Origin of the sequence: Acaryochloris sp. CCMEE 5410 (assembly GCF_000238775.2) — a bacterium.
GTDB lineage: Bacteria > Cyanobacteriota > Cyanobacteriia > Thermosynechococcales > Thermosynechococcaceae > Acaryochloris.
In genome coordinates this window covers 3,108,128-3,128,265 of sequence record NZ_AFEJ02000001.1, presented here as the reverse complement: position 1 = coordinate 3,128,265, position 20,138 = coordinate 3,108,128, and the positions used below count along the sequence as shown (strand labels likewise).

Here is a 20,138-nt window from a genome sequence, read left to right as displayed (position 1 = left end):
TCACGCTTGCAATTTGCATCCGAGGTTATGCCGTTGGCTTGGACGGGCTAAAGGGCGGTGGGCTATACACCCGCATAGCATCTTGAATCATGGCGTCATGGGCTTCGCGCGCTGCTTTATCCTGCTCCGTTTGATCTGCGCCAGTGATAGAGCGCTGGTAATATCGACGGCGTTCGTAGCAGCCCAAGGGATATTCCAGATAACTTCCTAAACATTGATTGCAATAGGTACAAGGGCGCTCGGGAATATCGTTTCCTGCCTGCAACTGGTGGGCCAGATCCTTATTGGCGACCAGGGGGCGGGCAAGGGTGACACCATCACAGAAACCCTGCTCAATCGCTTGCCGAATAAAAGAGGCCTGCTGGAAGCCGCCGGTACAAATGACGGGAATATTGACCTGTTCCTTAATGGCCTGGGCATCTTCCATAACCGTGCCTTGGTAGCGAGCCAATAGGGCTTGGAACTCATGGGCCGAGATATGCTCTTGCATCAATTGGGACAGAGAATCTGACGAGAGACGATCGCCTTTAACCGGAGCCTGCCAATGCCGCTCCAAGCGATTCCAAATGCATTTAAAGAAGGGCTGAAGTAAGGGACTGCGAAACAGAAAGTAATTGAGAAGGGTCCGCCACGGGGCACTAGAAATCATCGTGTCGTAAGTGGAGGTGGCAATCTTAAAGGGAAACGGACCTGCGGGTAATAGGGGATGGGGAAAGGTGCTGCCCCGAGAAATATGGAGAGCATCCACGCTATCCCGCTCCAGCCATTGACAGACTTGAATCGACTCAGACAAGGTGTTGCCCCTCCGTTCCCAGGGCAAGACATTGTTATAGTCCACGGCACTAATCTTGGCCTGAAGATGAAAATCGTCACCGACGGTTTGGCGAATGGCCTGGACAATTTCTTGCAGGAACCGATAGCGATTTTCGAGGGACCCCCCATAGTCATCATTGCGAATATTGATGCCAGAACTGAGGAATTGGGTAATCAGATAGCCATGGGAGCTATGTAACTCCACGCCATCTAGCCCGGCCTCCCGAGCCCGCCGAGCCCCATCCGCAAACCGTTGCACCGTCTCCTTGATTTCTGTCCGGGTCATTTGGCGACAGCGAAACCCATGAATCTGTTCTGAGAGGGTCGTTGCACTCAGGGCAGGTGTGGGCTTAAAGGAATCGGGAACCGTATTTTCGACCCCATCAATATCGCGCTGACGTCCCGAATGACTGAGCTGGAGGATAAACTTGCAGTCGTGCTGATGAACCGTCTCGCCGACCTTTCTCCAGAAGGGAATGCGGTCGTCCGAGTCAATCATGGCGGCATTTGGTACAATCCGCCCTTCAATATGAATGGGGGTATAGGACGAGATAATGGCACCGACGCCACCCTGGGCAAACTGCTCTTCCCAATTGATCCGGGCTTGGGTGCCCGAACCATCGTAGTTATCCCAACGCCCTGAGATGCTGGACCGAAAAATGCGATTTTTAACCGTTAGATTGCGCCACTCTAAGGGCTGAAAGATAATGTCTGAGGTCATAGGATTTCCTTGTGGCAGAGTGACGAACTACTGGTTACGGAAGCGCTGATGCCGAAAGAAGAGCTGACTATCGCCGTAGAAGGAAGCCACAAACTCGGAGGTGGTCTCCAAATGTCCGATTAGTTGGGCTTGAGGTTGATGGCCAGCCGTCATCGTTTCCCCGTCTGGATCGACCGCATCTGTTGCATAGATAGAAAACAACTGGGTACCTGGGGGAATGTGGGCCAGATCTGCTCGAAAGTCATGGGGACTTTCGGCAAACTGCAGGTCTGGATTGGGGACTAGAAAGACTTGGGTGGGGGTATGGGGCTGTGCTTCGGCCTGACCCTGCTGGGTAGCAGAACCTAAGTGTTGAAGGTCAATACGGGTAGGGTGTTTGGTGACCCGGCGAAAAATCAGGTTCGTGAATTGGGGACCAAATTCTTGAGCCACAGGCACAATATTGGAGAACCGGTGGGCCAGGAAATTATAGTTTTGGCCTTGACCGGATAAGGACACGAGGGCAGAAAAGTTACCGGAAGGTTGGCCATCTGCCAGCAATTTAATCGCTAGACCAGGGGCAAATCCCCGATCTTCCGGATCGCCCGTGAGAGAAGCCCTCAGCAATCCGTAGTCTGCGCCTTTAAATAGTCCGGTATAGGGACTGTCGCCCGCTGGGACAAACTTGATTTTGGCCACGGCGCCGTGGGGGTGGATGGCTTTGCGCCAACGGGTGGGGGCTTCATCTTCCAGGCGATCCATTTTGATCATGAGCGGGGTCAAGATTAACCCGACAATATTGATCCGAGGAATGGGTGGATTTTGGTCATAGATAGATTGGAGGATGCGTTCATCCCAGAGAAAGGCTTGCTTCTGTTGTGCTGACCACGTGGGATAGTCTGTGGGCAACGGCTCAAAGTCCTGGGCCGCTGGCCAGTATTGTTGGATTTCGGTTTGGTGTTTCATCGAACAGGCCCTAATGACTAAGATTGCGCCAAGGGGCAAAGCCATTGCTGACGCCGACTAGGGCAGGAGCCAGTTTGGGGTAGTGACGCTTGAGGAGGGTAATGAAATTGTTGCGATAGATCCATTCCAAGCCGAAGGGGGTATAAATTTCAGCTCGGTAGTCTTTACTTAGGAAGCGATCGCTTTTCAGACGGCGAGAAGCCATCAGGATAAAGACGCGAAAGGCGGTGTCGCTAAAGCCAAAGCCGTCAGGTAGATCTTCGGCAAACATGCCCACCATCAGATCAACCGCGTTGATGTCGTTGTTATAGACCTCCCGTAGTTCCTTGGCCCAGACAGGATTGCTGGTAATTTCCTCAAAACTTTTAACCCGGCTACGTCCGATTAACTCTCGGAAGCGGTTATACCGAGGCACTCCCCGTTCGCGATCTCGGAGGATATCGACGGCGGCTAGATCGAAGACTTCACCGTTATCCCGCTTGTGAAGCTGCAAAAACCGAGGGAAGTTATGGAGGGTTACGGCCCCTGGATGGGTAATGCCCAAAGAGTAGAACAGATTGTCCATCCCCACCTCCTCCACCAAGGCTCGGGTCCGCTTGCCGGAAGAGGCCATAAAGTCGTTCTCCTGCAGCAGTTTTCCCTGCAGGTCATAGTATTGGTAGTCATCTGGAATTAAGGGATGCATCCGATACACGGACACAAATTCTTCCGTTAGGTAGTAAGGAGCCGTATGGTGGTCTGTCGAGGAGCCTGGGATGCCGCTCAGCAGTTCACCTTCGCCGATATGTCCAAAGAGATATCTAAAATCTTCCCCGAGGAAGCCCGCCCAGTTGACGTTGAGGGCGATATCGGTGGCAGGTAGGGGCAAAATAGCGGGGGTCCATTCTGCCGTGTGGATTTTTGCGGTTAAGGCAGCATTGATCAGGCGGGCTTGGTCAAACAGTTGATCATCGGACCAGGATGGATACTCCGCTTTGAGGCGATCGCAAATAAAATTATGCTCTTTGGCAAATAATGTATGCAGTAAGGACAGCCCCACCCACCAATTATCGTTAAAGCCGGTGGAATCCACGCCGCCATCATCTAATGGCAATAGGCCATCGTCTCCCATGGTGAGTTTGCCATCTTTATGGGAGCGGAGTTTGGCAACGGTTTCGCTGTCACTACCGTAGATTTGAGACCCATCCCACCAGTGGGTGACAGTGTTAATAAAGGTGGGAGGACCACTGCTTTCATCCCCTTTGCGGGTCTCATCAATGGCGGTTTTACCCACTTCTAAGGGATGATGCTCTGCAGGCCAGTCATCATCATCCGCCAAGGGCAGCTGAAATTTCTGTTTGGTTTGATTGTCGCCATGGGAAAACCAATCGTGATTTTCAAACTGGATCCAGGCGGCAGCCAGCACATTCAAAATCGTGGCGGGAATAAACTCATCCCGGGTCATCACCTTACGGCTAATCTCCCGCGGATTGGGCGTCAAGAGGGCCTTCTCATCGGGATAGGCATCCTGTAAGGGCACATTCCGACCAAACCGAGTGCCAGCCATTCCCATCTCAGGATGGTCTAGGTCGTTAAAGCTACCATCATCGGTCCGGGCACGAAAATGGCGACCATCGGGACTGGGCTTGGGTTTGGGGAGGTGATCTGTGGGTGCGATCGCAGCCGTATCATGCAGATTATTTTCCCGCAGTCGATTCCGGAATTGGAGTAGCTTAATCAGGGCTAGGGGGGTTTTGAGCTGGTGCCATGGTTTACGAGACATATATTCCTCCTCTAGAAGACAAAAACGATGCAGGTCTCACACAGCAATGTTCAGAGTCATGAGCCCACTGAGGCTAAACCGACATCATGGGGTTATAGCCGAAAAGCATTCAGGGTGGGATCGAAGCTTAAGCCAGCAACGGTTTCTCCCCGCTGACCATTGAGCAGACGGATAAAAATTGTTTGGATGGTGGCATTCTCAATCTGGCCATCAAAAAAGTTATGGGACCGACCGACATTCTCACCATTCGTAAAGTCGAGATAGATCGCTCGTTGGGCATTTAAACCGGCCAGGGTATTGCCCAAACGGCCCGGATTGATAATATCGGACGCTTTGAGGGTCGAATCATCCTCATGGAGGGTGATGTAGATACGGCGACCATGCTCAACCCGATCAACCCATTGAGCATGGTTGCGATTATCGGCATCTGCTTGGTGAAAGATAATGTTGTCGAAGATGCGAGTTTCATCACTAAAGACCGGATCCCGGACAAAATCCTCAAATAAATAATTGCCTAAGCTATGCACGAGGAGATTTAGGCTAATCTGGCAGTTCCGCATCTCTACCAGGGAACGGCTAGCTAGGTAGCGCCCGAGCAGTTCTAAGGTGCGATCGAGGGCATTACTGGATGCTCTAGCGGCTTGTCGCGCGCGCTGATATTCCCCAAGTACAAACCCTCCTGGATTCGAGGGCCATGCAAAGGTAATGACATCCACGTCATAGAGGGTTTGGATTTCACGACAAGCATTGAGATTGTCTAACATGGATTGATTAAATCCGTGAATATAAAACACCCAGTTTTTCTGATGCTGACCGGTCTGAATCCCGGCCATAACGCGCTGAAATAATTGGTGGCTAGGGCGGCTGTCTTCATCCTCTAGATCGCCTTCGGGAACGAGGGACAGATGCCACCGTTGTGAGGGTTCATCGTAGTCAGCGGTTGCTAAACGAATTTCATCGAGACCATTCACATTCGCCCGTTCTCCAAACAAGCGGTGATCGGTTTGATCCTCGTTCACCCGACGATTTGAAACAATGATAATCATAAGCCTGATACCTGTTTTAAATATTTAATAAAGAGGCTAATTAAAGCGATATAAATATCCAGCACAAGTGCTGAAATCTTGCTGAAGACACTATTGTGCTTCACGAAGAAACCTTTATTTTATGGATGTTCAGAATAGCTAATTGTCTGGGCTATCTAAAAAGTGGAGAATCTTTAGATTAGACGTCTGATATCCGTCAGCTAACGGTATGGTAGAGGACTCAAAAATCTAAGTTAGTTCGCAGCATCAATTGAGTGATAACACATCATGAGACGAATATTGTAAGAGGTTTATATCGCTTTAGTGGGTCAATGGGCTTAACGTTCTTGAGTCGTTTCGCCTCAAGACTCGATGGTTCATTAAGCTTTCAATACAAGGCTAGTTAGCTACCACAAGAGATGAGTATCTAGACGTGATGAGCTGTATCTCATTCAAATATACACGCTAAAAAACAGATCGTCTGTAATAGATAACTATCCTTAAAGATTTTGAGGGTTAGGCACATAATAACTTCTGATCAATTGAGCTAAATTATGCAGATTCTTACAAAAATTCATTAATTTTACTAACTCATTCAATCTACTAAATTATTCATTCAATAAATAATAATCTTGTTTTTCTTCTGAATAGATCTAGATAGAAAGGGTCAAAACAAACCAGAACATTGTGTAGGATAAATCAAGCTTCCTTTGGTTCCTGCTGTAGCAATATATAGGGATCCATACTTGCAATCCACTGATGAGTCGTGATGATTGCCGAGTGTCTTAAGAGGAGCAAGGTCAACCTCTGAGAGAAAATCTGGAGTGTCTATCAATCAATAGATCCTTGTGCTACTCACGAGGTTTCAGGATGTGAAAATTAACTGGCGAAATGAAAACAGTCTTGCTACGGGGATTTCTGGCCCTCTTCGACACCCATCTGCCAATAAACCTTTGCAATGATCCTCAGCTCATCGAAATTAAACTGCTAAAATCTAAACCGAAACGATCAAATAGGGAACCATAAAGTAGTATGCTTGCACTATTGAAATCTCTATCAGCCTGTCGTGTTGATCCCTGTTGATCCTGCGGTAGAGATATCGTCCCTATTGGTGTTCAGCTTTTAAAATCCTCACTGCCTTAGCCTCCCGCTTCTCCCACGGAATGGGTGTCAAATTGCCCTCTCAACCTGGATGACTACGCCCCGCCTCCACCCCGATACGATTGAGCAGGTTCGCCAAGCCACCGACATTGTCGATGTGGTTTCCGAGCATGTCAGCTTGCGTAAGCAGGGGCGGAATTTGGTGGGCTGCTGCCCGTTTCACGACGAGAAAACCCCCAGCTTTAGCGTCAGTCCTGAGAAGCAGTTCTATTACTGCTTTGGCTGTGGGGCAGGCGGTAATGCCATTAAGTTTTTAATGGAAATTGGCCAGCGGTCCTTTGCAGAAGTTGTTCTCGATTTGGCCCAGCGCAGCCAAGTCCCTATCCAGACCCTGGCCAAGGATGAAGAGAAAAAGCTAGCCCGCAAGCTGTCTCTGCGGGAGCAGCTCTATGAAATTTTGGCGATCGCAAGTCGGTATTACGAACATGCCCTCCGCCAGCCCCAGGGCCACAATGCCCTCCGCTATGCTCGTAACCAGCGGGGACTCAGTAATGAAACCATTCAAACCTTTCAGCTGGGCTATGCTCCGGGGGGCTGGAGTACCCTCCATGATGTGTTGGTGCAGGAGAAAGGGTTTACGCCTGACTTAGTCCAGCAGGCAGGATTGATTTTGCCCCGCAAGTCTGGAGATGGATTTTACGATCGGTTTCGCGATCGCTTAATGATACCGATCCATGATGCCCAGAGTCGGGTGGTGGGATTTGGCAGCCGTACTCTGACGGGAGAGGAACCCAAGTACCTCAACTCCCCAGAGACGGAACTGTTTAACAAGGGCAAGCTCTTATTCGGCCTAGATAAAGCCCGTCAAACCATCGTCAAGGCCGACCGGGCGGTGGTGGTTGAAGGTTATTTTGACGTGATTGCCCTCCATTCCGTGGGCATCACCAACGCCGTTGCCTCCATGGGCACGGCCCTGAGCTTGGACCAAATGCGGCAGCTGTTGCGCTATACCGAATCCAAACAGGTCATCCTTAATTTTGATGCGGATGCTGCTGGGGGTAAAGCCGCAGAGCGAGCGATTTCTGAAGTCGAAGACCAGGCCTATCGAGGGGAAGTTCAGCTCCGAGTTCTGAATCTGCCCAATGGCAAAGATGCCGATGAATATCTCCAGGACTATACGGCAGAAGACTATTTAGATTTGCTCGATGAGTCCCCCCTGTGGCTAGACTGGCAAATTCACCGGGCTTTGCAAGATCGGGATTTGCAGCAGGCTGAACAGTTCCAAGCAGCCACGGAAGCCATTGCGGCTATTTTAGGCAAGTTGCCCAACGCCACCCTGCGCACCCACTATACCCATCGCTGTGCGGGTCTCCTTAGCCAGGGGGATTCTCGCCTGGCCCTGCAGCTGGAAGAAGCCCTGCGTCAGCAAGTGCGCGGTCAGCGCTGGCATGGACGATCGCAAAAATGGCAGCGCCCGGCTGACTACACCCTCCGGGAAGCAGCGGAAGCCCAAATCCTTCGTATTTATCTGCATCGACCCCAGTTTCGGCAAGATATTCACAACGCCATGAAACAGCGGGATATAGAATTCAGTTTTTCCCACCATCGGTTTCTATGGCGGCAAATTTTAGCCATTGAAGATGATCAGGCCAAGTTAGAGCCCTTACATCCTGAACTGGACACCCCTGCCTTTGATCTAATCGCTGTGGTCCAGGATCTTTGTACCGAGTATTCGCAGGAAATGCAGCAGGTTTACCACCTGATTCAGCTGAACGAAAAAACAGAACTGGATATCCTCCGCCCCAACCTCTCCATTCGAGCAGCAGCAGCCAGTCTAGAGCGGATTGCATGTGAGAAGCGCTGTCGGCATCTGCTGCAAATGTGGGAATCGGCGATGAAATCCGCGAAAAAAGAACTGGGTCAGCGGCAAATCCTCAACACTTATCTGCAACAGATGTTGATGGATGAATCGGAGCAAGCCCAGAGTTTACTAGAGGAAGAATCCTATTGTCTGCAAGAGCTGGATGAAATTAAACGGCTCTATTACCAAGAAAAGCGCTACTTGCAACAGCTAGATCAGCAGCGCTGTGTTGATCTCAATGATTTCAGCGAATTGATGGAAAATCCCCAGCTCAATTTGAACTGAAGGGGGGAGATGTGAGGTCTGATGCAACTCTAAATCTTAGGGTTACACCTAAACCTGAAATGAATAACGACATCCCTGCCGATGACGAAATTCTGGGTCTAGGATTGAAAAGATTCCTATCTAGACTCTCCCTATGGCCACAAAAAAGCAATACAAAAATTTTGCCGAACTTTTAGCTGGATCTGATAAACCCGTCCTAGTCGATTTCTATGCAATTTGGTGTGGGCCTTGTCGGATGTTGGTCCCCATCCTGGAGCAGGTCAGCACCTTGTTGAAAGATAAGGTCCAAGTGGTCAAAATTGATACCGAGCGTTACCCAGAGCTGGCAACGGAATACCATATCCATGCCTTGCCGACCCTCGTGTTATTCAAGGATGGTCAACCCGTGGAACGGATTGAAGGGGTCTTACCGCCGGAAGATATTGTCAGTCGTGTACAGCCTTTACTCTAGTCATTTGCGGTGTTTAGAGATCCTTGAGGAGCGAGAAAAAGTCTGTCGCTACAGTCTGTTGTTCAAGTTCTTGGCTACCGAGAAGCTTGAGAACAATGTTGACTTGGGCCACCATATCCACCACCCGAGTCAGCATATTGTCTTCTCGAAAAGCTGGGAGTAAATCCGTGGCCCCTTGCTCTTTGGCCCATCGCAATTCAGAGGGCAGAACCTCAGTGCGTCCTCGACAGGTGAGAACTACTTTCACCGATGGATAGGCTTCATGGCTCCAGCGACAGAACTCATAGGGATTGGGGTCTAGGGTCTCAGCCTCAATGAGTAAGAGATCCGGTAATCGACTTTCATTTAGGGCATAGTTGTCTAAACAGGTTTTCAGCTCTTCGCTAGTGGATAGCTTTTCCCAGATGACGGTTACGCCCTGATAGATCAGCAGCTCTTGCCAGAGTTTGCCTTGGGTGGCAGACGGCTGGATCATGAGGACGAGCTTTTGGTTGCGATGCGGTTGGAATGGTTCCAATCCTGAGGCCAACTGAAATTCCATGCTCAGCCGCCCTAATTTCACCTGATCGCCATGCTGTAGGCAGGTGGGGTGAAGCACCCGTTGCTCATTGATAAAAGAGCCGTTCAAGCTGCCCAGGTCTGATAAGTAATACTCTTGCAAAGGGGTCGTAAAAATTAGGGCATGTTGGCGCGATAGGGTGACATCGTCAAAGGCGATAGAACAAGCCTTTTCTCGTCCCAATGTCCATAACGCTTGCCCGACTAAGGTCCGGTAGTATCCTTGGGGAGGATAAGGGGAAAACCGTGCCATCGACACAGATGGAGTCCAAAAGCCACCCTCGGTTAGGGCTTGATGAGATAGGCAGGAAGTTGCTGGGATAAACAGTTGGGGCTTTGGAGCTGAAGACACGATGGTAACGCAATTATTGCAATAGAAGATTACATATCGGGAACACAGTAATACGAAGAAGTTTTAACTGCTCTAAGGGGAAAAGCGGTCATTTTTTTATGGGTGAGAATTAATTATGCCATGCTCCATTTTGATCGGGTAGTGTCGCACAAAATGGTCAAAAAAAATCACCTCCCTAGAGGAGGTGAAGAGATAAGTGATTGTTGTAAAAATGGATCCCTAACGGGACAAGCTTTGGAGCTTAGCTCAGGGCTGCATGGGAGCGATCATAGCTACCGCGAAAGCTGGGATGGACCTTACCTTGAATATGATTCCAGTAATGGGCCGCATCCGCACTTAAGCCAACTTCAGCGGCAGAGCGGCTGAGCAGGGCTTGCTGACGGTTTTTGATCCAGCGGTGGTGGGATGTCATGAGTGACCGAGCCATATTTTGAACGGTCAAGACAGCAGGAGCAGCCACAGGTGTGGTGGGTGCTGGGGTATAGGTGGGTGCAACTTCTGGCTCTGGGGTGCCTGTTTCATAGGCAACGCCTCGGTAAACCAAGTTAAGACTGGGTTGCATCACCGGGGGTTTTTGAGCGTTTCTAAATCTCCACTCCAATCCACGATATTGACCGACTTCTTCACTAGAAGTCATGTCTACTGCAGGGGGATTGTAGTCGTAGCTAACACCGCGATAAGTAAGTTTCATGATTCGCCTCCGATCATAATGATGGGTATAGATTTGAGGCGCGTTCCTTCGAGCGAAGGCTCTACTTCCGTCCCTTGACTACTAAGAACAGAGTTAAAGGCGAGTTAAGGGATGAACGATTTAATTTCTGTATCAAATATAACATTTTTAAATTAAATGTGGAGGGTTTTGCAAAAGTAAACATTAGTATTTCTTATCAAAAAAGCCAATCTCAATTAATATATCCGTATCGTTCAGTCCCAGGTGATAATCTAAAGAGTCGTTTTCTGCTGCTCACATTGATGTCTTCTTCTGCAATTCCAGTAGACAAAATTCGGTATGACGCTCAAGGGTTAGTACCAGCCATCGTTCAAGACTATTTAGATGGCACGGTGTTGATGATGGCCTGGATGAATCGTGAATCTTTGCAGAAGACCATGGATACGGGCCGGACTTGGTTTTGGAGCCGGTCGCGGCAGGAGTTGTGGCCCAAGGGCGAAACCTCGGGTCATGTGCAAGAGGTGAAGTCCTTACGGTACGACTGTGACAGTGATGCCTTGCTGGTGGGGGTGGAGCAAATTGGCGATATTGCCTGCCATACAGGAGAGCGTAGCTGTTTCCATCAGATTGAAGGGCAGATTGCGGCTCCCCCTGCCGATACTTTGTCTCAGGTGTTTGAGGTGATTTGCGATCGCAAACACAATCCCTCTCCGGACTCCTATACCTGTAAGCTATTTGCTGCGGGTGACAACAAAATTCTCAAAAAGATTGGCGAAGAATCCGCAGAAGTGGTGATGGCCTGTAAGGACGACAACGCTGATGAAATTGCGGGAGAAGTGGCCGATCTGATTTACCACAGTCTCGTGGCCCTGGCCCATCATGATGTCGATATCAAGGACGTCTACCGCAAACTGCAAGAGCGGCGCCGCTAGGCATGAAGCGTGAAGTTTGGATCGTCTCTGCCATTGCCTTAGTCAACTCCCTTAGTTTTACGGTTCTGCTGCCAACCCTGTATCCCTACGGTCGGCAGTTTGGCCTCAATGATTTTGAGACCAGCTTCCTGTTTTCGATATTTTCGATTGCTCAATTTATCGCCACCCCTGTGATTGGACAGTTCTCGGACCGTTGGGGGCGACGACCTTTATTACTGGTGAGTTTGGCGGGGACAATGTTTGCCAACCTAATGGCAGGTCTGGCAACGGCGGCTTGGGTGTTATTCTTGGCCCGGTTTTTAGACGGGATTACCGGAGGCAACAATTCCGTCATTCAGGCCGTGATTGCAGATGTCACGGATGCTGAGAATCGGGCGCGGGGCTTTAGTCTGTTTGGGGCTGCCTTTGGCGTCGGCTTTGTCCTCGGCCCCCTTATTAGTTTGGGTGCCCAAGAGATTTCCCTGGGGGCTAGTTTTTTAGTATCTGCCTGGATCGCTGGGATAGCATTAGGGGTGACCTACTTCTTCTTACCGGAAACCTTAGAAGAGCGATCGCAACCGCGGCGATTTGAGTTAGGGTTGGCCAAATTAGTCACAGGATTGACGATTCCCAAAGTCGGCATTCTCTTGTTGATCAACTTTTTGGTTGGTACGACCTTTACAATTTTCACTTATGCATTTCAGCCCTATTTCCTCAACGTCCTTAACCAAACCCCCCAGTCTTTGGCCCTGATATTTATCGTTTACGGGGTACTCGGGGTGTTAATGCAGACCTTCGGGGTGCCTAACCTGACCAAAAGATTTAATTTGCTGTTGATCTTATTTGTGGCCTTACTGATTCGGAGTGTGGCCTTCTTGGCGATGCCCATCTGGCCCAATGTGACCTATTTTGTCTTGATTACCATCTTCTTTTCCGTCTTTAACTCCCTGGTTCAACCCATTATCAATACCCTGATTTCCTTGAATGTGAATGCTCAGCAGCAGGGGATGGCGATGGGCCTAAATTCCTCGTATCTCAGCATTTCTAATGGTATTGGCCCCGTCATTGCTGGTGTATTGATTCGTCAGTCCAACCTGGCCAGCTATGGCTATCCCCTCTATTTAGCGGGTGCCTGTACGTTTGGGGTGCTCTTGTTGGCGATTCAGACCCGCACAAAATATGCCCCCAGTTGAGTTGGGGGCATATTTTGTCTTGATATGATGCGTTGACATTTAGCCGGGATGGAAGATAAAACTGACCTTATCTTCTTTGCCCAGGGAAATGCGATCGCCCGCCCGTAACCGATAGCGATCGCCAGGGCGTAACGGCTGATTATTGACGTAGGTACCGTTGGCGCTGCCCGTGTCTTCGATGTAATAGCCGTCCGGTTCAACCCGGATATCGGCATGGACTCTGGACACCACATCACTATCGGGAAAGCCCGATACATCAATGTCAGGAGGGATCCGATCATTGGGCTTGCCAATATGGACCAAGTTGAGATTGGTCGGTAAATCTAGATTCGAGTTAGACCGTTCATGCAGCAGTCGTGCCACGGGTAATTGCAGTTGCGTGGCACCGACAGGCATGGGTTTGGGCTGTTCAGGAATCGGAGTGGTGGTGGGCTGTGGTGCGGCAGAAACAACTGGTTCTGGAGGAGTCGGAGGGGCCTCTGGTGCAGGAGAAGGAGGAGTAAATTCCATGGGCGGCATCGGGGGTTGGGATGCAGCAGGCGGCATGGGCGGCTCCGATACTGGCGGCATGGGTGGTTGGGATGCAGCAGGCGGCATGGGTGGAGTCGGCTCTTCAAAATCGAGTTCTGGTGGAGTAGGTAGAGAGGACGGTGGTATCACATTCTCCGTAGGTTGCTCACTCATTTCGACGGCCAAAGGAGGGGGAAGGCTGCCCGGAGGGGTCACTTCTGTGGGGGCGTATCCCAAGTCCATATCTGGAAATTCTGTCATTTCGACTGGGTCAGGAGGCGCCATGGCGGGAGGATCGGGTAAGGGCACCACGACATCAGTGGCAGGGATTCCGGATGGGGTCTCAAAGTTGACCACATCGGTGGCGGGAATACCTTTACCTGCATTGACTTGAGTGGGGGCAGTCGCCATATCTAGACCGGGGGCTGCAACCCCTGGCTGTAATGAGGCGCCACATTGGGAGCAAAAAACGGCGTCTTCGGGTACCTGAGCATGGCAACTGGGGCAAGACGTCATTTTGGGTAGCTCTACATAGCAAGCTTCACAAGTAATGGCCCCTTCTGGGTTAGCGTGGCCGCAGTTGGTGCAGGTAATCATAGATCTCCAAACCTTGTCATCACTTCATCCAAGATACACTGCACAACCCAGCCTTAGCATGTCACTGATCACAGTTCGACAGATTGGCATAAATTCTGGGATTTAAGCCCAAACTCCCTGCCTACCAAAACTCGGTAAAATTGGCGACAACGTAGAACGAACGGGCTGATTTAACCCAAAAGAATTCGGGTAGGTTAAGAAGTTCAGAATAATTTAAACCCTGTTCAGGAAGATTGCTTGCATGTCCATGGCGACGTTGATTCTACCTTTACAAGATCCGGTCTATGCCTTTAGTGTGCTGCTGGTCATTTTGCTGCTGGCACCTCTGATTGCCAAGCCTTTAAAGCTGCCGGCTTTGGTGGTGCTCATCCTTTTAGGCTGTTTGTTAGGCAGTAATGGCCTAGGCATTATTACCCGAGATACCCAACTGATTTTTTTAGAAAAAGTGGGTCTGCTCTATATTATGTTGCTGGCAGGTCTGCAAATGGATCTGAGCGACTTACAGCGGTTGGGGGTACGAGCGCTTATTTTTGGGTTGCTCACCTTTGGCCTGCCTTTCGCAGTGGGCGTCGTGTCCGGTCAGGTGATGATCAGTATGGGCATCATCGCAGTGGCTGGATCGAGTGGGTTGGCCTCTGCATTGCTGGGAATTTTGTATTCACCTCATACCCTGTTGGCCTATCCGAGTATGACCCGATTAGGGTTGGCCCAGCGAGAATCCATTGGGGTGGCGGTGGGAGGAACGGTACTGACGGCAATGCTCACGTTAGTCGGCTTTGCCTTGATCCAGGCGATGGCCGAGGGGCAAATCGGGTTAGTCCTATGGCTAAAATTACTGGTGGGCTTACCGCTGTTAACGACCCTCTGTTTTTGGGGCGTTCCGCAACTAGGGCGCTGGTTTTTTAATCCCAAAGCAGAGGTCCCCTTGGGACTACAGTTTATTTTTGTGGTGGCCACATTATTTGTGATTGCCTCTGCCACTCAGGGATTAGGGGTGGATTCGATTGTGGGGGCTTTTATTGCCGGTTTGGCCTTGAATCGTTCGATTCCCATGGAGAGCGATCTGATGAACCGGATTGATTTTGTTGGTAATAGTCTCTTTATTCCAGCGTTTATGGTGTCGGTGGGCGTGTTGGCTAATCCGACCGTGTTTGTGTCTGCACCCGGTAGTTTAGGCATTGCTGGGGTGATTGTGGGGGGCGCTGTCGCCTCTAAATGGCTGTCGGCCTGGATGGTTGGTCGCTGGTTTAACTATGAACCGATGGAAGTGTTGACTCTGTTCAGCTTGACGATTCCCCGTGCAGCCCTAGTTTTGGTGATTACGTTATTTGGCAAAGAAGCCAACTTAGTTGATGACAATATCTTTAATGCGGTGATTGCCTATATTGTCGTCACTTGCCTATTAGGGCCAATTTTGTCGGAATGGGCAGGGAAAAAATTGGTGACTCAAATAGAAGGCTAAGGGGAGTTCATGCTTACAATTAAGGCGGACCTCTCTTTGGCTGAGTAGCAATTCTATGGCTGAACCGACCCGCCAATCCTGGGATGCAGGCCGTTTTCTGCAAACCCTGTCCTACTTTGAAGAAATTCCTGTTCTCAACTGGTTTCAAAAAATGATGCCTGGATTTACGCCCCCTGCTCCACCCCCTGTGCAAGCCAATCTCATCTTTGACTTTAGCCAGGCCAATGATATTAGCCAGCTCTGGGGAGCGGTCGATGATGTGGTGATGGGAGGGGTAAGCAATAGTGGCTTGCGTCAAGAGTCAGGCGTTGCTCTATTTACGGGCAAGGTCTCGACGGCGAATTCGGGTGGGTTTGCCTCGGTACGGACGCGCAATTTCGATCCGCCCCTCAATCTATCGGCCCACCAAGGAATTGAGTTGCAGGTGAAAGGGGATGGTCAACGCTATAAGTTTTTGCTGCGTGATCAAGATCGGTGGGACAGTATTGCCTATGCCTATTCGTTTGATACGGTGGCCCAACAATGGATCACGGTTCGGATTCCCTTTAATCAGTTGACCCCTGTATTTCGGGCCAAAACGGTGAATGATGCCCCTTTAATTGAGTCACATCAAATTCGAGCGATGCAGATTATGTTGAGTAAGTTTGAATATGATGGGGCGTTGAATCCTCGGTTTAGTCCGGGGGAGTTTCGCCTGACGATTAAAACGATTGGTGTGTATTAAGTTGGAGGGGAGTCATCTGCTCCAGAAGCTGCAACCGTTATGAAAACGATATTGGCAATTTCAGGGAGTTTGCGATCGCAATCCTCAAACACACGTTTAGTCCAAGCCATTGTTGGATTAGCGCCTCCAGGTATCACGATCGAAATCTATAACGGTATTGCTCGACTGCCACACTTTAATCCTGAGTTGGAAGGTGCTGGCGATCTGGTGGCTGTAGAGGGGTGGCGTACACAATTACAAGCTGCAGATGGCGTCCTGTTTTGCACGCCCGAATATGCTCATGGCGTGCCGGGAACCTTGAAAAATGCCCTGGATTGGATTGTGTCTTCAGGTGAGTTTATGAATAAACCTACCGCAGTGATCAGTGCTTCTCCATCACCAGATGGTGGAGAGAAAGCCAATGCATCTTTGGTGCAGACCTTACGGGTGATGATGGCGGATATCCAAGAGGAATCAATTCTCTGTATTTCAGCAATATCGGCAAAGATCAATGCAGAGGGGGAAATTACTGATACCTCTACAGAGATAGCTTTGCGATCGATTCTTCAGGGTTTGATCTCCAAGGGGAATGGTCTGGCTTATTAAGCGGCCTCATAATTATTGTTTGTCAGGCTATGGGGTATTCAAAAAGTTAGCTGGCTAAAAACATAATGATTTGCCATGTACGAAAGCATCAATTATGAGTGGCTTAAATTAACAGATGCCATTCAAAATAATCATCTAGATCAGTTCAAGATTATATTGGCTGATAACCAATGGAGCGATTTGAAATTGGCCAGTGCTGCGCAGCATGCCTCTCAAGCTGGAAGGCTAAAAATATTAAAGATATTGATCAAGTATGGTGCAGATATAAACCTTACGGTAGGGGAAGAAACGGCACTTACTGCTGCAGTATATGCCAATCATTATGAAATTGTTTCTACTCTGCTAAATGCTGGTGCGAATCCTTCGCTGCCAATCCATCGTGAGGTTGATCCTCCATTATTTATTGCGGCTGATAATGGATATTTAGATCTTGTTCGGCTCTTGGTCAGTGCTGGGGCGAATGTCAATCAAACTGTATTGGGAGAACCGCCCATTATTTATGCTGCCTTGTCGGGGCATCAGGATATTTACGACCTCTTACTTCCCATGACGCAACCAGAATTATTAGGTGATGCAGCGTATTTCTTGCAGAAAGGGATTCGACAGAAGTATAGAGATGAACATATCAATCCTGTGATGGAAACTGCTTATGATGTGGTGTTTGAGGGGGATGTTGATGGAGTCAAAAAACTCTTAATGGCAGATATCCCCATCAATGATTTTTGTCAGTGTGGATCAACACTATTAAACCTTGCCGTTATTAAGCGATTTGAAGGGTTTCGACTACCAGTGACTCTTGCTTTACTGGAGTCTGGAGCTGATCCTAATTTAGCGGATGACTATGACGATATGACCCCTATTATGCGAACGAAGCAGCCCGAAATTGTTGCGACGTTAATCAGTTTTGGTGCGGATGTCAATGCGATGACTCATAACAAGACAACTGCTTTACTGGAAGCTGCTAAATCTGGATCGCTCTCTGTTGTAAAACTTTTGCTGGAATCTGGTGCAGATCCAAAACATGAAGATGCGGAACAGAAGACGGCAATAGATTATGCGTTAGAAAATCAGCATTTAGATGTTGTTCATTTCCTACAACATTTTTGGTTACTGCCCAGGCTTAAATCATTGTGTTGAGAATGAAGGTATAACTCTATCTGAGACTATGTTTTAAGCACACCAGCAGTCAATCCGTACTCATTCGTTGAACAAGAAAGTCTCTGACCAGAAAATTAGTGAATCTGATATTCGAGCAATCTACCATCAAGGAGAGGATGCAGTTGTTGAGCTGGTCACCCTTCTTATTAAACGGATAGAGCGACTAGAAGAGCATCTTGGCAAAGATAGTCGGAACAGTAGTAAACCACCCTCAAGCGATGGCTTTGGGAAGCGGACCAAAAGTCTACGGGGTAAGAGTAAGCGTAAAAGTGGGGGTCAAAAAGGCCATCCCGGTAGTACCTTGGAATGGCGTGAAACCGTCGATGCCGTAGTGTTACATCCAGTCACTCAATGTCAAGGCTGTGGTGCCTCGTTAACAGAGGTCGCCGTCCTTGAGTATGAACTGCGCCAGGTTCATGAGCTGCCCTCCTTGTCATTACAGGTCATCGAGCATCAAGCAGAAGTCAAATATTGTGAGCACTGTCAAACCTTGAACCGGGGTAAATTCCCCAGCGATGTCACCAATGTGGTTCAGTATGGCAGTAATCTCAAAGGCTTGATGGTGTATTTGATGGAGGCTCAACTGTTGCCGTTTGAGCGCACCCGTGAACTGCTTAAAGACCTCTTGGGTTGTCAGGTTTCTGAAGGAACCCTGTGCAACACCCGTACAACCTGTGCCCAGCAATTAGAACCGATTGAAGCCCAGATCAAAGACGCTATTGAGCAAGCAGCTGTGGGACATTTTGACGAGACGGGGTTGCGAGTCAACAGCAAGTTGTGGTGGCTGCATGTCGCTTGTACGAGTGGATTAACCTACTACTTTGTCCATGCCAAACGCGGCACAGCAGCGATGGACGAAATGGATATTCTGCCAAACTTTACGGGCACGAGTATTCATGATGGTTGGAAGAGCTATGCCCGCTATGGTTGTACGCATAGCTTATGCAATGCCCATCATTTGCGCGAACTCCGATTTATTGTTGAACGCTACAAACAACCTTGGGCTGAGGAGATGATCTCACTGCTGCTAGATATCAAAGCTGAGGTAGAGCGGGCAAAAGCTGAACACTTAAGCGTTCTCGATGCGAGACAAGTCGAGGCGTTTGAGCAGCGGTATCGCCAAGTGTTAGCCGATGGATTCAAGCATAATCCAATGCCAACCGTCGATGAAAATGCACCCAAGAAACGAGGCAAGCAGAAGCAGAGTACACCCAAAAACTTGCTCGACCGACTTCGAAAGCACCAAGCTGCTGTCTTGGCGTTTATGTATGATTTTCAGGTGCCTTTTGATAACAATCAGGCCAGGGCTGTTTTAAGTTAGCAGCGAAAAAATAATATCGACCCGATTAGCAAGCTTAGTCATCGCGGTTTTGAGGGATTGATAGTCGTTTAGCCGCAGGATATTAATCCCAATAGTTCTAAGCACTGACCAATTGAGCAGTGCTTGTTCATCTTCGAGTCGATAATCATCTTCGCCAAAAACAACATCCTTCGGCCAATGCAACCGATTTTCAATGCCCCAATGTTCTCGGACCAGAGATTGCCAATGCTGGGGTGAGGTGGCAGCTGAACTGATGTAATAGGCCGTATTGTGATACTCCTTTCCTTTGCTTTGTGCCCCATCGTTGGACACAAAGCACAGAGCGAATTGCCTCCCATTCCTGTAAGGCTATGCCGACAGGCTCATAAACCTGTATACACCGATGTTCATCTCGTCCTCTACTTTGGGCGGAGTGGATGTGCTCAGCCATGGGTTTAAGACACTCAAAGTAAGTCTGGAGGTGGTCGTAAAGTCTTCCCTGATTGGATTTGACCGCCACAAGATAGTCGTTACCCGAGGCCACAATCTTCTCAAGTGTTTTTTGGGCGTGTAAGGCATCCATGGTAATCAGCAAGCCATCGAGTTGAAGGGTTTCCAACAAAGCCTGGACGACTTTGATTTCGCTATTATCCTCCTGAGTGAGGGCTTCGAGCTTGAGGGTGATGCCTGCTTCCACCGCAAATAAACTCACCAACCCTACAAAACGCTGCTTCCCCTTGGCATCTGTCAGCCCCTGACGAATCCGTTTGCCATCAATGGAGGCTGCATAATTATCGGGAGAGTGAGTCTGGGCTTTCGAGAGCATCCATGCTTCAAATTGGTGGCTCAACGCTTGGAAGTCAAGACCCTTCATCACTCGACGAAAGGTACAGTGAGACGGAACTTCGAGGCTCTCAAGCCCCAATAGCTCACTTAAAGGCTGGCGATAATCGCTCACAAAGGTTTCTAACGGACGGTACCCTTGATATCCAGCAAGCATGCCCATCACCATCAATAGCAACAGCAGCCATAACGGATGAATACGGCCATGGGCACTGCGGAAATCCGGGACTTGCTTCAAAGTATCGATTAGATGGCTCATCGGTCTCTCTACTGTTGGTCAGTAGAACCATCCTATTTTTTCTAGGAGTAAC

The 20,138-nt window shown here is 49.2% G+C and carries 17 protein-coding genes and 1 riboswitch; of the genes, 9 read left to right on the top strand and 8 right to left on the bottom strand.

Annotated elements, in window-relative coordinates; genetic code table 11:
- Window positions 1-25: 25 nt before the first annotated feature.
- From ON05_RS14250 to ON05_RS14235, 4 genes are all read right to left on the bottom strand, one after another.
- A complete protein-coding gene (locus ON05_RS14250; protein ID WP_010479017.1) occupies window positions 26-1,534 on the bottom strand; it encodes an NADH:flavin oxidoreductase in 1,509 nt (502 codons plus the stop codon).
- A gap of 27 nt (window positions 1,535-1,561) precedes the next feature.
- Window positions 1,562-2,479, bottom strand: coding sequence for a hypothetical protein (locus ON05_RS14245; RefSeq protein ID WP_010479015.1), 918 nt, complete (start codon window positions 2,477-2,479; stop codon window positions 1,562-1,564).
- 10 nt (window positions 2,480-2,489) lie between these two features.
- Complete coding sequence (locus ON05_RS14240) at window positions 2,490-4,241, bottom strand: peroxidase family protein (protein WP_010479014.1); 1,752 nt, start codon at window positions 4,239-4,241, stop codon at window positions 2,490-2,492.
- 92 nt (window positions 4,242-4,333) lie between these two features.
- Window positions 4,334-5,287, bottom strand: a complete 954-nt coding sequence (locus tag ON05_RS14235; RefSeq protein WP_010479013.1) for an alpha/beta hydrolase — start codon at window positions 5,285-5,287, stop codon at window positions 4,334-4,336.
- Between the two features lie 1,171 nt (window positions 5,288-6,458).
- Here ON05_RS14235 and dnaG point away from each other — a divergent pair.
- A complete protein-coding gene (dnaG, locus tag ON05_RS14230; RefSeq protein WP_010479010.1) occupies window positions 6,459-8,513 on the top strand; it encodes a DNA primase in 2,055 nt (684 codons plus the stop codon).
- 133 nt (window positions 8,514-8,646) lie between these two features.
- On the top strand, window positions 8,647-8,964 hold the full coding sequence (gene trxA, locus ON05_RS14225; RefSeq protein ID WP_010479009.1) for a thioredoxin: 318 nt from the start codon (window positions 8,647-8,649) through the stop codon (window positions 8,962-8,964).
- Between the two features lie 13 nt (window positions 8,965-8,977).
- On the opposite strand, the gene ON05_RS14220 is transcribed toward trxA, so the two are convergent.
- Both ON05_RS14220 and ON05_RS14215 read right to left on the bottom strand, forming a co-directional pair.
- Window positions 8,978-9,874 carry an FHA domain-containing protein gene (locus tag ON05_RS14220; RefSeq protein WP_010479008.1) on the bottom strand — a complete coding sequence of 299 codons (897 nt, stop codon included), beginning with the start codon at window positions 9,872-9,874 and terminating at the stop codon, window positions 8,978-8,980.
- A gap of 241 nt (window positions 9,875-10,115) precedes the next feature.
- Window positions 10,116-10,565, bottom strand: coding sequence for a DUF4278 domain-containing protein (locus ON05_RS14215; RefSeq protein ID WP_010479006.1), 450 nt, complete (start codon window positions 10,563-10,565; stop codon window positions 10,116-10,118).
- 37 nt (window positions 10,566-10,602) lie between these two features.
- Window positions 10,603-10,685, bottom strand: a riboswitch (Glutamine riboswitch).
- A gap of 161 nt (window positions 10,686-10,846) precedes the next feature.
- Here ON05_RS14215 and hisIE point away from each other — a divergent pair.
- Complete coding sequence (gene hisIE, locus ON05_RS14210) at window positions 10,847-11,476, top strand: bifunctional phosphoribosyl-AMP cyclohydrolase/phosphoribosyl-ATP diphosphatase HisIE (protein ID WP_010479004.1); 630 nt, start codon at window positions 10,847-10,849, stop codon at window positions 11,474-11,476.
- 2 nt (window positions 11,477-11,478) lie between these two features.
- Window positions 11,479-12,648: a tetracycline resistance MFS efflux pump gene (locus tag ON05_RS14205; RefSeq protein ID WP_010479002.1), complete on the top strand. Its 1,170-nt coding sequence runs from the start codon at window positions 11,479-11,481 to the stop codon at window positions 12,646-12,648.
- 39 nt (window positions 12,649-12,687) lie between these two features.
- Here ON05_RS14205 and ON05_RS14200 read toward each other — a convergent pair whose 3' ends face one another.
- Window positions 12,688-13,755, bottom strand: a complete 1,068-nt coding sequence (locus ON05_RS14200; RefSeq protein WP_010479000.1) for an FHA domain-containing protein — start codon at window positions 13,753-13,755, stop codon at window positions 12,688-12,690.
- Between the two features lie 241 nt (window positions 13,756-13,996).
- On the opposite strand from ON05_RS14200, the gene ON05_RS14195 reads away from it, so the two are divergent.
- From ON05_RS14195 to tnpC, 5 genes are all read left to right on the top strand, one after another.
- The gene (locus ON05_RS14195) at window positions 13,997-15,217 is read left to right on the top strand and encodes a cation:proton antiporter (protein ID WP_010478998.1); all 1,221 of its coding nucleotides are present in this window, start codon (window positions 13,997-13,999) and stop codon (window positions 15,215-15,217) included.
- Window positions 15,218-15,272: 55 nt separating this feature from the next.
- A complete protein-coding gene (locus tag ON05_RS14190; protein WP_010478996.1) occupies window positions 15,273-15,941 on the top strand; it encodes a CIA30 family protein in 669 nt (222 codons plus the stop codon).
- A 39-nt stretch (window positions 15,942-15,980) separates the two neighbouring features.
- Window positions 15,981-16,526 carry an NADPH-dependent FMN reductase gene (locus ON05_RS14185; protein WP_010478995.1) on the top strand — a complete coding sequence of 182 codons (546 nt, stop codon included), beginning with the start codon at window positions 15,981-15,983 and terminating at the stop codon, window positions 16,524-16,526.
- Between the two features lie 75 nt (window positions 16,527-16,601).
- On the top strand, window positions 16,602-17,663 hold the full coding sequence (locus ON05_RS14180; protein ID WP_010478993.1) for an ankyrin repeat domain-containing protein: 1,062 nt from the start codon (window positions 16,602-16,604) through the stop codon (window positions 17,661-17,663).
- A gap of 67 nt (window positions 17,664-17,730) precedes the next feature.
- A complete protein-coding gene (gene tnpC / locus ON05_RS14175; protein ID WP_262561745.1) occupies window positions 17,731-19,005 on the top strand; it encodes an IS66 family transposase in 1,275 nt (424 codons plus the stop codon).
- Here the strand turns inward: tnpC and ON05_RS14170 are convergent.
- Window positions 18,997-20,086 (bottom strand): ISAs1 family transposase gene (locus ON05_RS14170; protein WP_262561744.1). Its coding sequence is split into 2 segments (ribosomal slippage): window positions 18,997-19,290 and window positions 19,292-20,086, totalling 1,089 coding nucleotides; the frame shifts between segments, so codons are not numbered across the junction. The two genes, tnpC and ON05_RS14170, sit on opposite strands and share 9 nt — an antisense overlap.
- Between the last annotated feature and the right edge of the window lie 52 nt (window positions 20,087-20,138).

What these genes read in the sequence shown, in the direction of transcription:
- ON05_RS14185 (WP_010478995.1), top strand. Translation starts at nt 15,981, where the DNA reads ATGAAAACGATATTGGCAATTTCAGGGAGTTTGCGATCGCAATCCTCA.
- trxA (WP_010479009.1), top strand. Translation starts at nt 8,647, where the DNA reads ATGGCCACAAAAAAGCAATACAAAAATTTTGCCGAACTTTTAGCTGGA.
- ON05_RS14250 (WP_010479017.1), bottom strand. Translation starts at nt 1,534, where the DNA reads ATGACCTCAGACATTATCTTTCAGCCCTTAGAGTGGCGCAATCTAACG.
- ON05_RS14205 (WP_010479002.1), top strand. Translation starts at nt 11,479, where the DNA reads ATGAAGCGTGAAGTTTGGATCGTCTCTGCCATTGCCTTAGTCAACTCC.
- ON05_RS14180 (WP_010478993.1), top strand. Translation starts at nt 16,602, where the DNA reads ATGTACGAAAGCATCAATTATGAGTGGCTTAAATTAACAGATGCCATT.
- dnaG (WP_010479010.1), top strand. Translation starts at nt 6,459, where the DNA reads ATGACTACGCCCCGCCTCCACCCCGATACGATTGAGCAGGTTCGCCAA.
- ON05_RS14235 (WP_010479013.1), bottom strand. Translation starts at nt 5,287, where the DNA reads ATGATTATCATTGTTTCAAATCGTCGGGTGAACGAGGATCAAACCGAT.
- ON05_RS14215 (WP_010479006.1), bottom strand. Translation starts at nt 10,565, where the DNA reads ATGAAACTTACTTATCGCGGTGTTAGCTACGACTACAATCCCCCTGCA.
- ON05_RS14245 (WP_010479015.1), bottom strand. Translation starts at nt 2,479, where the DNA reads ATGAAACACCAAACCGAAATCCAACAATACTGGCCAGCGGCCCAGGAC.
- ON05_RS14200 (WP_010479000.1), bottom strand. Translation starts at nt 13,755, where the DNA reads ATGATTACCTGCACCAACTGCGGCCACGCTAACCCAGAAGGGGCCATT.
- ON05_RS14240 (WP_010479014.1), bottom strand. Translation starts at nt 4,241, where the DNA reads ATGTCTCGTAAACCATGGCACCAGCTCAAAACCCCCCTAGCCCTGATT.
- ON05_RS14190 (WP_010478996.1), top strand. Translation starts at nt 15,273, where the DNA reads ATGGCTGAACCGACCCGCCAATCCTGGGATGCAGGCCGTTTTCTGCAA.
- hisIE (WP_010479004.1), top strand. Translation starts at nt 10,847, where the DNA reads ATGTCTTCTTCTGCAATTCCAGTAGACAAAATTCGGTATGACGCTCAA.
- ON05_RS14195 (WP_010478998.1), top strand. Translation starts at nt 13,997, where the DNA reads ATGTCCATGGCGACGTTGATTCTACCTTTACAAGATCCGGTCTATGCC.